Annotated in this window: 8 protein-coding genes; 2 read left to right on the top strand and 6 right to left on the bottom strand. The window is 42.8% G+C overall.

Translation table 11 applies throughout. From position 1 onward, the window contains the following. Window positions 1–173: 173 nt before the first annotated feature. From cobT to FD723_RS11640, 3 genes are all read right to left on the bottom strand, one after another. Entirely contained in the window at window positions 174–1,334 is a 1,161-nt protein-coding gene (gene cobT / locus FD723_RS11650) for a nicotinate mononucleotide-dependent phosphoribosyltransferase CobT (protein WP_179065486.1), read from the bottom strand. Window positions 1,335–1,396: 62 nt separating this feature from the next. Then, entirely contained in the window at window positions 1,397–2,137 is a 741-nt protein-coding gene (locus FD723_RS11645; RefSeq protein ID WP_179065485.1) for a DUF2232 domain-containing protein, read from the bottom strand. A gap of 370 nt (window positions 2,138–2,507) precedes the next feature. Further along, a complete protein-coding gene (locus tag FD723_RS11640) occupies window positions 2,508–3,209 on the bottom strand; it encodes a Crp/Fnr family transcriptional regulator (protein WP_179065484.1) in 702 nt (233 codons plus the stop codon). A gap of 536 nt (window positions 3,210–3,745) precedes the next feature. Here FD723_RS11640 and FD723_RS11635 point away from each other — a divergent pair. Both FD723_RS11635 and FD723_RS11630 read left to right on the top strand, forming a co-directional pair. Next, entirely contained in the window at window positions 3,746–7,825 is a 4,080-nt protein-coding gene (locus FD723_RS11635) for a hypothetical protein (protein ID WP_179065483.1), read from the top strand. A gap of 350 nt (window positions 7,826–8,175) precedes the next feature. After that, on the top strand, window positions 8,176–8,829 hold the full coding sequence (locus FD723_RS11630) for a sugar transferase (RefSeq protein WP_179065482.1): 654 nt from the start codon (window positions 8,176–8,178) through the stop codon (window positions 8,827–8,829). 47 nt (window positions 8,830–8,876) lie between these two features. Here FD723_RS11630 and FD723_RS11625 read toward each other — a convergent pair whose 3' ends face one another. From FD723_RS11625 to FD723_RS11615, 3 genes are all read right to left on the bottom strand, one after another. Further along, window positions 8,877–9,713: a carbohydrate ABC transporter permease gene (locus FD723_RS11625; RefSeq protein ID WP_179065481.1), complete on the bottom strand. Its 837-nt coding sequence runs from the start codon at window positions 9,711–9,713 to the stop codon at window positions 8,877–8,879. Between the two features lie 396 nt (window positions 9,714–10,109). Then, window positions 10,110–11,120 carry a catalase family protein gene (locus FD723_RS11620; protein ID WP_179065480.1) on the bottom strand — a complete coding sequence of 337 codons (1,011 nt, stop codon included), beginning with the start codon at window positions 11,118–11,120 and terminating at the stop codon, window positions 10,110–10,112. A gap of 38 nt (window positions 11,121–11,158) precedes the next feature. Continuing rightward, window positions 11,159–11,665 (bottom strand): 5-formyltetrahydrofolate cyclo-ligase, encoded by a 507-nt coding sequence (locus FD723_RS11615; protein WP_372743813.1) that lies wholly within the window; start codon window positions 11,663–11,665, stop codon window positions 11,159–11,161. Between the last annotated feature and the right edge of the window lie 77 nt (window positions 11,666–11,742).

The raw sequence follows: 11,742 nt of genomic DNA, 5'->3' as shown, positions 1-11,742 counted from the left end.
CAAGCTACGACTGACATCACATTTTAATACCAAGTCGTCTAGTGATACATCATGAAGGCGACTTGGTATTACTTTAAGCAAGAGTAAGATAGCAGGTAGATTTTCACGCAATCTAGATCGGAGATGCACTACGAACCTTATAAGTAGATTCCTCTATGAGGCTTTTTCTGGAATTAGTTCAAGGCAGTACTTAGTCGTTCAAATTGAGCTTCAATGGCTGCTAAAAGTTGATGTTGCTGCCAATCTTGGCTAAGATGGGCGGCTATGCAGGCTGCACCAGCACCTATACCTTCTTTCACAAAGCCCTGCTCATAAGCTCTCATCTGGGGATAACGAGAATCAGCAAAGCTAAGATGAGTTGCTAATAAGGGAGGGGTTTTTCCTAAGTTGAGGGCTAAGTCAACTGTAGCGCCAGTAGGGTCTTCTGCCACCCAGCGAGTTGTGCCTACAACTATTTCTTCTGGTTGCCATGATAAAGCGTAAGCTTGAGCGATCGCACTCATCAGTGCATAAACCGCTAACATTTGCGTCCCTCCAGCCAGCATTACACCACAACTACGACTAGCTGCGATCGCCATCCCAGCTACCACTACTTGCATAGGATCGCCCACAGCAGCTACGAGTTCTAGAGGATCTACAGAATTTTGGATTTGCGATTGGAATATTTCATCCTGCACCCTGCCCCCTGCACCCTGCCCCCTGCTCCCCCTCATCTTCTCCAGTCCAGTTTGCACTAGTGCCCACTTTTGTGTGTGATTACAAACAGGGTGGCTACTGTTAACTTTTCCGGCAGCATCTATACCCAAACCAGTTAAGATTGCTAGGGCAGTTGTAGTGCCCCCGACGACGCACTCACCAATAATTACATATCCCTGTTGGATATTAGTAGCAAGGCGTTCTCCCCAAAGTAGCCCTTGTTCAAGTAAGTGGTGTACCGTTGTGATTTCCATAGCAGCACCTCCACTTAAACACTTAGCAGGAGCGCCACCCAAATCAATTACTGGCACAGCAGGAGGCTGGGGTAAACCAGCATTAAATAAATGAACTGGTATTTTTAGTGACTCAAATACAGCGCGAGAAATCAGCACAGGTGAAGCCCCAGCCGCTAATGGTGGTAGGGAGTATTGGGCTTTATGTTCTGGCCCGTAATACAAAAACTCGGCATCAGCACAAGCAGTATATTTACGATCCTCTGGAGTGCGACCGGCTGCTGAAATCCCTGGAATTAAACCAGTTTCAGTAAATCCTAAAACACAGGCAAATACTGGTAGACAACCACGATATCGTCGTAGCCATTCTTCACCTTGTTCTTTTTGGGTATAAATACGAATCATTTGGAAAGTTAGGAGTTAGGAGTTAGAAGTTTAATTTATAACTTTTAACTCACAACTCCTCACTATCCCTCATAATCCATGAGGACTTGTACCCAGTGGGGTGGGCGGGGAATGGGGTTGCCCAGACGGTCAAAAAGCAACCATGCTGCCAGGTGTACTACAAAAAGGTAGATAAAGTTGTTGAGTAGGATTAAAGCGATCGCTCCCACTTGAATCAAAAATACACTGGGACTCGCCAACAAACTCAGCTTTAAAAATACCCACTCAATGAACTCTGTCACTTGGGTAATCACATAAATCCATAGGTCTTCACCTGACAAAACAGACAGCAACCATAGCCGAAAAAAAACTCCCAAAGTACCCAATAGCGTACCCAAGGTGATAGAAACAATCCAGGGAACACGACGACGATACCATATCGCTCCTAAAAGCACGCCCATGAACCCGTAGGGCATGACAAACAGCAAACTGCGGGCCGGCCCCATAAGTACTGTCAGCAGTAATCCACAGGTGAGTGCTGCCATCCATGCCGCACGTTTGCCCCAACGTAGATATACTAAAGCGATCGGCACCGGAAAAAATATCCGCAAAACTGGCCCCAAAGGAAAGTAAAAATTAATAAACCAAATTAAACTAGCGGTACTGGCTAAAAATGCTGTTTCTACCATCCTTAAGGGCGCATCAGCCTTGAGTTGAGGAGGCATTAACTGCTGTTCTTTATCTAACCAATGATTCTGAGGAGTTGGAGATTCAGGGGATGGATCTTCCTCTGGCTCATTTGGGAGAGAATCTAAAATACTCATATCTGACAAGTTCTTAAACTGGGGATTGGGGACTAGTACCGCAAGGCGGAATTAAAAATTAAAAATTAAAAATTAAAAATGAATACAACGTAAGTGGTTTATTTATGCCGTGCTGTACTAGTCTCTAGAACAGTGCGGCGGAAATAAACATACCATTTCAAATGGCGCAAGAGCTTGAAATACAATTCTTTTGACTTTTGACTTACGCCTTGCGTACTAGTTACTGAGAAAATTTGGATGGGGATTTATATCCCAACCAAATCTTAAGAGAATTTCTTTTGCAGTACCCAGTACCTATTTATCGACAACTTTTCTTAGCTGTTGGCATAGCGTCTCGTTGAGAAGTTGGAGAAGGAAAGGGCGTTACCTGTTAAACGATCATTCTTTCTAAGGCTGACAAATCGGGAATACAAATAGTATCTTGATCCCGTTTAATCAAGCCTTTTTTTTCTAGCCTTGTCAAGACTCGCGTCACCGTTTCCCGCGCCAGTCCGCTCAAGCTACTCAATTCCCGATGAGGTAAATTGGGGATTTCGGTTCCCGTTTGCCCTTTTTTTCCCTGTCCTTCTGCCAAAAATAACAACGTATCTGCTACTCTTGACTGGCTATCAGATTCCCGCAACCGCAATCGGCGATTTACTTGCCGCAAACGTCGGGCCATTAGTTGCGCCAATCGAACTCCTGCTAAGGGTTCTATCTGAAGCAACTTGACAAAATCCTGAGCAGGCATACTGCCTATTACCGTTGGCGCTAAGGTAATCACATCTGTAGAGCGAGGCACTTCATCTAGGGCCGCCATTTCACCAAATAATTCTCCTTTGCCAAGAATATTCAGCGTTACCTCTTTCCCCTCCAGATTGTAGGTGCGAATTTTTACCCATCCGTCCATAATAAAATACACAGAACCGCCCCAGTCATTTTCCAGCAGAATTACCTGATTGGCTGGGTGAGTGCGGGTGACAAGATGGATGAGGGCTGATTCCACAGCCGTTTCTGGCAACCCTTGAAAAAAGGGAGCGGAGGTGATCATCCAGGGATTAGCCTGTGCTTGCAAGCTATATCGGTCTTCCATTACAACATCTTTATTCAAGCTGCTATGTACACACAACAAACAAGAGCGCCATTTTTAGCCTCAGCTATCATTGCACAGTTCCCTTTCAAAGAGAAAACTAAACTATGCTACACAAGAAAGCGACAAGAACGTTTTTCTAAATAATCTTTACCTATAAGTTTAAACGGAGTAAAAGTTTTGCAAAAAGTAGTTTATAGCCGGCGGTTGTATTGCTTAGGGGCTAGCTGCACTGCAAACTTGATTAGTTCAGAATATAGGCAAACAACATCAATGATACTAAAGGGAGTAAATTATTGCTCAGGTATTTTAGCGATTTTCAAAAATAGGCAACTAATGACCTCTAAAACGAAGCTTCTCGAACAAAGACTGACTGAAGATTGCCACGGCTGCCAGTAATCCATAACATAATGACAGTCACAAGTCCAAGCAGCGGTTTTTGCCACTCAAAACTTCTCTGATGGGAGACGCTGCGCGAATAGTGATTGTAAAGTACTTGTTATATTAGTTGAGACAATTTTCTACATAAGGTAATAAAAGTGACTTCCAGTACTGATGAAATTCAAAAGCTGATCGCAGACATTGACAATTTACTTGCCAGTGGTGGCAAGCGCCTGTCTAGATTTTTTTCTGGTCAGGCGCAAGAGCCTAAAGAAGTTTTAGAACGAATTCGCGACTTTTTGGTGAGGTTGCAAGAAAAAGAAGCATTAGAGAACGGCATCCCAAATCAGTCTTCTGAAGAATCGCGTTCGCCTTTGTTAACAAAATTTATTGATCGCGATCGCAACCAGTATCCACTACCGCAGCTCGCACCCAGTCAGGAACAGAGTCCTGTTGACGCCGGGCAATTAAAAAATGAATTTTCGAGATTGATTCAGCCGTTGCGATCGGAATTAGAATCGCTCTTGCAAGAGCGAGCCAACCTGATACAGGAAATTCGCCAGCTAGAACAAAAGCGTTTGCAAAACTATTCCCTAGCGCAGCAGTTGACTAACCAAGAGCAAATGATTACCGAGTTTTTACAGGTACTCATGAGTCGCCTTGTGCCAACTTTAACACCAGTGGTCGGAAAGACGGGGGACAAATCCGCCAGTTCTTCAGGAGAAATCGATCGCGCAACCTCTGCAACTCAACCTTTTTTAGAATCACCAGACAGTGTGGAGCGGTTAACTCAGCTAGCTAGGGATTTGGATCAGCGCCTATTATCACTAGATGGGACGGTGAATGTAGTCTTTGAGGCACTACAGCGCAACATTAATACTTATTACGAATCTCTGTCGCAAGCACTGGCAAGAATGCATAGCAAGGGGATGCAGGGTGAACAGCTGATGACCAGCTTTCTCAATAATTTGACCCAGCATTTGCAGCAAGAATCCCCTAGTTCCCAGACATCTTTCTTGAGGATAGAATCTGAGACACTACCATCATTGCCTGAACCAGGCGCGATCGCTGCGGAAGTTGCTCCCCACCCCTTGGAACTGATACAACCAGAAACTTCATCTCCACTCATTATTAATTCTGAGCAACAGGAGACTACCCTCACCGAAGATTTAGATGCAGCGCTGTTGCAGCTTGGTTTAGACTCGTCTGGATCTTCTGAAACCCCGATCGAATTACCGCAAGATATTTCTGCCTTAATTGGTGATGAAGTAGACCAACTTTACGCTAGTTTATTTGGTGCTGGTGATGTTAATAATCCCAGCCTTGATGTTGCCACAAATGACTTATCTGTTTCCACAGACTCCCCATCTGTAACTCCAACTGTGGATTCTGCTGTTGTATTACCAGATACAAGTTTTTCAACCCAAGAAACTTTAGGAGAAACCACAGATTTATCAGAGCCACAGGAAGAACTATTTTTTGAAGAGGATACCGATCTAGACTTACCTCTGAGCTTCTCTACCTCACAAACAGACAGTTTACCCGCGCAACTCGACACTCAGCCAGCTAGTGTTGATACAATTAATACCCTCACTGACCTATTGCCTGATACAAGTAGTGAGCAGCGATCGCTAGAAGTATTATCCTTCGTGGAGGATGTCACAACTACAGCACCAGTTACTCCAGAAGTCGCAGAAATTACGTTGGTAGATCATTACGGAGAAGAAAACTACGCGCAACCTCCTGTTCGTGCAGCGTCTCCGACAGGAGAAGAAAAGCCTACTGTACCCCTACAGGAAAGCGAAGCGACTGGCAAAGAAGATATCGCTATATCGGAAGTATTAATTAACGATGATCAGCCAGAACCGACTTCAGATAACTACATTGCTGCTTCACCCCAAGAAAACTTGCTTTCTATTGAGTCAAATCAGGCTCCAGCCGTACCTGATATTTCCCTAGATGAAGAACAGTTGCAGCAATTAGATCGGGATTTGGCTAATTTTGATCGGCAGCTAAATTCTGAGTCACAACCAGCTACCAATTTGGATATTTTCTCAGAAATACTTGATACAACTCAAGACACCATCCCCACAACTTCCTCTGAAAATCTCCAAATAGCAGAAAATACCTCAACTGCTGCTTTCTCCAGTTTGGCAGTTCCCCAGATAGAAACTGACAAAAAAAAGGAAGTCGTAACTCCTGTTCAAGAAAGTTCTTCAGCAACAATTTCCAACTCCATAAATAATCCAGAGGTTGCGCCTAATGTTATAGAACCAGTCTGGTATTTAGGAATTGATTTAGGTACAACAGGAATTTCTGCTACATTATTAAATCGCTCGACTTTTGTTGTACATCCTATCTACTGGTCAGCAGAGAATCCACCGGGAACAAGTTCGTTCCAGCAATCGTTTCGTTTGCCAACAGAGGTTTATCTGCCTACAGCTTCTATACCCCACGGTGAAAACGAAAGTACCGAAACACATGAGCAGACGACACCTGCGGCTGTTGCTCAAGATAAAGTACCCGATCGCTCCCCCACCACTCCTGCAACACCGAGATCAACAGCAGATTCGACGATCAATAATCTCTACTCGGCGCAGTTGAAGCCATATTTACAAGTAGCTATTCCCTACAAGAGTGAAAAACAGAAATGGGAACCTGTTTTGCAATTAAATGAATTTTCAGCAGGCCCTTTGATCTGGATTGTGCGATCGCTCTCTAAGCTACTATTAACCCTCAAATCTGAAAAAACTTCTACCACCCCTAGTTTAATGGCTGCCGCTGTTGGGATCAGCGAACAAAATTTTCCCCAGATTATCAATAATATTGCAGGTGTCATTTGCACCTGTCCATCTAGCTGGTCGGAACAATACCGCTTTAATGTGCGGGAAGCTTTACTCACTAGCAAACTTATTCAACATCCGCAGCAAGTCTTTTTTGTTGAAGAAGCGATCGCTAGTCTACTCCCAGAACTCGATGCCGCTAACGGTGAGCAAGTAAAATTAACCGATGGTCAAAGCGATCGTCCAGCAAAAACCAGCGAACAGCCGATTATTGGCAACACCCTGGTGATTAACATTGGGGCAAATGCCACAGAAATGTTGCTGGTGAATGTACCAGAAAGCTTGGTGCAATTGACATACAATGATTTCATGCTCCACAGTTTTGCTTATGCTGGTAAAGGAATTGAACAAGATATTATTTGCCAGCTGCTATTGCCACCGAAATCTCGACAATCACGCTCAGAAACACCAAGCGATGCCAAAGGCGAGCTAGGCCTACGCAAAACTACTACTAGTAATCCTTGGCAATGGCAACCGTCAATTCCCGGTTTAGATCAAATGCGTTGGCAGACTTTAGGGTTGGAAGAATTAGAACTACCCAGAGTCGGAGAACCAGATATCAGCGCTCGAATTCGCCTCCAGCAACGTCTAGAAAGTTCTCTACTGGGACAGGCTGTATTAGATGCAGCACTAGCACTAAAGCTGATTTTGCAACACCAAGACTCTTTTACCCTAGAATTAGCCGATCAGCAGTGGATTTTGCAGCGACGAGATTTAGAAAGCCAGGTATTTATCCCCTTTGTGCGCCGCCTAAATCGAGAACTCAACAAGTTATTGGTAGCTCGTGGCATCCCCACAGAAGCCATTAATCAAGCGATTCTAACTGGCGGGGTGGCTTGTGTTGCGACGGTGAATCGCTGGTTACGCCAAAAACTCCCCAGCGCTAAGATTATTCAAGATTCATATCTCGGAGACAACGGCGCTCCTAATTGCAGTCGGGTTGCTTATGGTTTGGCGATGCTGCCTCTGCATCCCCAAATTTTAGATATACCCAGGCAAAAATACACTGATTATTTCTTATTTACAGAATTGCTGCGGCTGCTACCAGATCGTCCCTTATCTTTCGGTGAAGTTATTCAGTTATTTGAGGGTCGTGGGATCAATACTCGCATTTGTCAGCAACGGCTGCTGGCTTTTTTGGAAGGTGAATTGCCTTCGGGTTTAATACCTTCAGTCACAGATTCAACTTGGCTCACCCAGAGTTCGCAAGAAAATCCTGACTATCAAGCGATCGCCACTGCATCACTTTTTGAAAAACAAGGGAGTCTTACTTATCGTCCAAATTCTCAACAACTGTTATCTTTGCGTCGCTATCTAAATGCGATCAAAGCTAGTAATCAGCAATCATTGGAGGAACCATATACAGAGAATTTCGCTTTAGAGGTTGCTCATTGAGACTGGTACATAACGCTAGAAATAAGAATACTACCCAAAATTCCAAATGCTTATGACATAGGTATTTGGAATTTAGTAAAGTACTAGTAGTACTTCAGCACAGTAATTTTTTGGATGTGTACGATAGTAGTATTTTTGTTTAGGTAATAGATAAAAATACTGTAGATTCACAATCTATGACTTTAATTGAAAGATTCTGTAAAATTTAAGTTTTTGGTTTTTATATTGGTTAAAATCTGTGTATAGTAACACTCAGTAGTAGGGACAACAGTACTAAAAATCGCCTAACAATCATGTCTATGTCTAGACTACTAATGAAAAGATTCCTGTTATGAAATAAGTTAGCCCCTGTGAATAATCTTTATCTTTATTCAGTTAATTGTTCGCAACAGCCTTCACACCCGTCAACTTTGAGCGTGAGAAAACGATTAATTGACATTGTTGGAGCCATTGTGGGGCTGATAATCACATTTATGGTAGCAATTCCTGTGGCGATTGTTACCTTTATTCATGGGCCAAGTCCAATATTTTATTCCCAAATTCGTTGTGGTTTGAACGGAAAAACTTTCCGCATCTGGAAATTTCGCTCCATGATTGTTGATGCTGATAAACTCAAGCATTTGGTTAAAAATCAAGCTAAAGGTCATATCTTTAAGTCTATTGACGATCCTCGCATTACTCCTGTAGGTAAATTTTTACGGCGTACTAGCTTAGATGAATTTCCTCAATTTTGGAATGTTTTGTTAGGGGATATGAGTTTAGTTGGTACTCGTCCACCTACTCCTGATGAAGTTAGTCATTACGAACTACACCACTGGGATAGATTACGAGTCAAACCAGGTATTACCGGAGAATGGCAAGCGAATGGACGTTCGAGCATTACAGACTTTGAAACCATTGTCAAAATGGATATAGATTATCAACGCAAGTGGTCTGTAACTTATGACCTGAGTCTAATTATTAAAACTATCTGGGTGGTATTTAAAAAGACTGGTGCTTATTGAATTGGGAATTGGGCATTACTTATTCTTCTTGTCTTCCCCTGCTTCCTTCACCCCTTGACGCCACTACCTGTTTCTGTGGGTACAATGTAACGTTGTAAGAATAGAAACAGTAATAATACTGGGGCGATCGCAATGACTGAACCAGCAGCTACCAACCGCCAATCAAGGGAAAATGTACCTGCTAGTTTTGCGACTCCCAAGGGAAGAGTGTATAAATTTTCGTCTTGGATGACAATTAAAGGCCACAAAAAGTCACTCCAAGCACCAATAAATACAAAAATAGCTAAAGTTACCAGTGCTGGGCGAACTGCCGGTAACATAATATGCCACCATAATCCTAACTCTGAGCTGCCATCCATGCGGGCGGCTTCTTCTATTTCTTTAGGGACGCTCATAAAAGCTTGGCGTAACAGAAAAATGCCAAAGGCAGAAGCTAAACTGGGAAAAATCATCCCCAAATAACTATTTGTCAAACCCAACTGGACTGTCAAAATATAAAGGGGAATCATCACGATTTGGAAGGGAATCATAATCGTGGAGACAATCGCTACAAAAATCCAGTCTCGCCCCACAAAGGACAATCTCGCCAACGGATAGGCAGCTAAAGCGCAAAACAGCAGATTTAAGCCTACAGTCAGCACTGACACCAAAGTACTGTTATACAGGTATTGCCCAAAAGGTAAAGAGTTCCACACACTAGAGAAGTTATTTAGTGTCGGTTGACTGGGTAGCAACTGTGGCGGCGACTGAAAAATATTTTCCGTCGGCGATTTTAAGGCTGTACTAATTAGCCATAGTAAAGGAAAGAGCATCAACAGTGCGATCGCTCCCAACACTGCATACATTAGTAGAATCTGCGATCGTGATTTTTTCCAGTTCAGCATTTGATTAATATAGGAAATTATCTTTTTTTTAATTAACTTATGTTTGATTACAAGCGGTTATATCTATTGTCAAATATTAGGTGGATGCTCACCCATTCTTACCCATATTTTCCGCACACGGATCAATTGCAGACGATTCATTTTTAAAGCCAAATTTGGTTAATTTTATCGTAACCTATCATCCAAAATCTGGTTAAAGCAATTGTCGACTTCTTCAATAAGTTGGAATCTCAATCCATATAGATAGATGCAGAGACATAAAATTTTACGCCTCTACAAGAGTTTTGGTTGCAAAACTTATAAACTTTATACATCAAATCAGCAACACCAGAAATCGGATCTAATCAAGTAGGCTTATAGCCTATCATCTTACAGTTTGAAGCTAATTCACAGTAGTTAATCTTCAACCGCTACATAAGGTTCTGGTTCTCGCAAGCGTTTAGCAATTTGTTCACGTCGATACTTTGCAAGTTCGCTGTAAAGCCTCTTGCGAGAGAGATTCACACTTCCAACAGGTTCATGCTCTAGCAGTGTATGCCAAGGGGAAAACAGCAAACCCTCATCTAAGCGTTTGCGTTCTTCAAAGTCAAATTTCTGGCTGGGAATGCGGACAGTTGCAACTTTTATAAGTGGTGAATCTGCTTCTTGCCACTCTTTGATATGGTCTTCAATCGGCGTTTTCTCATCATCTACATAAAACTGAATGAAGAAGTCAAAAGATGCTTCTCGACCTTCTTCAGTCAAATATTTGACCAGAGTTTCTCGGAGGTAATTTTCCGATTCTGGAAGTGTTTCTGGTGGTTGTTCTGGCTGTTGAGATTTGACAGATAATTTTACAATGCGCTCACCAAATTTAAACGGAGCCATGCTCCAATATTGAATCAAAAGTGGATTTCCTACCTTCTGGCTGCCAATTTTTTGCAAGATCGCAAATGCGTAACCAAGTTCTTCCAACCGTTCTGGGGTAAGTTGTCCACTACCTGCTTTGGAGAGATCCGCGTAATCACGAACGTCTTTGGTCAAAAAAGTAGGATAATTGTTGAGTATAAAATCTTGAGTTTTTTCTTCATCATCCAGCACTTTTTGTCCGTCCACATTCATCACCTTGATGGCGATACCGCGAACATCCGGTTGGGTATCGGAGTTGAATTTACCACGCTTTTGAGGCGAACCACCGCTAGAGAACCGAATCCATGCAGGATAGGTTTGGGGCGTTTTGAATAAACCTACTCTCAGGTCTTCAGGAAGATTGGGTTCAATAATAAACTCTCCCCAAAGCAGTCCATGACTTTTGCTATGAATTTGGCGGAGGTCTGGGCCATTTTTTTGTTGAGCTTGAAGACTACTTGCGATAATCTCGTCAATTATTGCTTCTTGCTCAGTGGTAGATGACGTTGGGTTAGTCATAAAACATTTGATAATGTGTCTTCATTATCCTGAATCCTTCAGCCTTTCTGAGTCAATCCGGTTTCCGTAGAAACAGCTTGTAGTGGTTTATCCCAAGGTTCAATAGGTATTTGGGATAAATAGGCAAACTCAAAGACAATTCCGATAGTCGGCTTTGTCTGCCACTGCGGTAAACTGAGCAAGCGATCGTAATATCCGCCGCCATAACCCAAACGATATCCTTGATAGTCGCAAGCTACACTAGGGACGAGAATTAAATCTACTTCCGCAGCATCTAAAACTGGAGCATCGGGGTGAGGTTCAGTAATGCCATAAGCACCGCTTTGGACAGAATCATTAGGTGTCCAAATATGCCAACACAGAGATTTCTCAACGCAGCGAGGAAATCCCCAGCGATATTTGGTGGTTGCAAATAAGGGACTGAGGTCAGGTTCTTGGCGAAAGCTGAAGTAAGCAAGTATTGTTTTTGCTTGGGTAAAAAGAGCAGAGGTTTGGAGATGGAAGCAAAGGCGATCGCTTTTTTCTCTCCATTCTTGCACCGACATTGATTTACGTATTTTGATTAAATTACGGCGTAATTGTGCCTTATTTAATTGATGATTAGCTGTGTCCACATTCAAAA

The organism is Nostoc sp. C052, assembly GCF_013393905.1.
Lineage (GTDB): Bacteria > Cyanobacteriota > Cyanobacteriia > Cyanobacteriales > Nostocaceae > Nostoc.
This window is presented reverse-complemented; position numbering and strand designations above follow the sequence as displayed.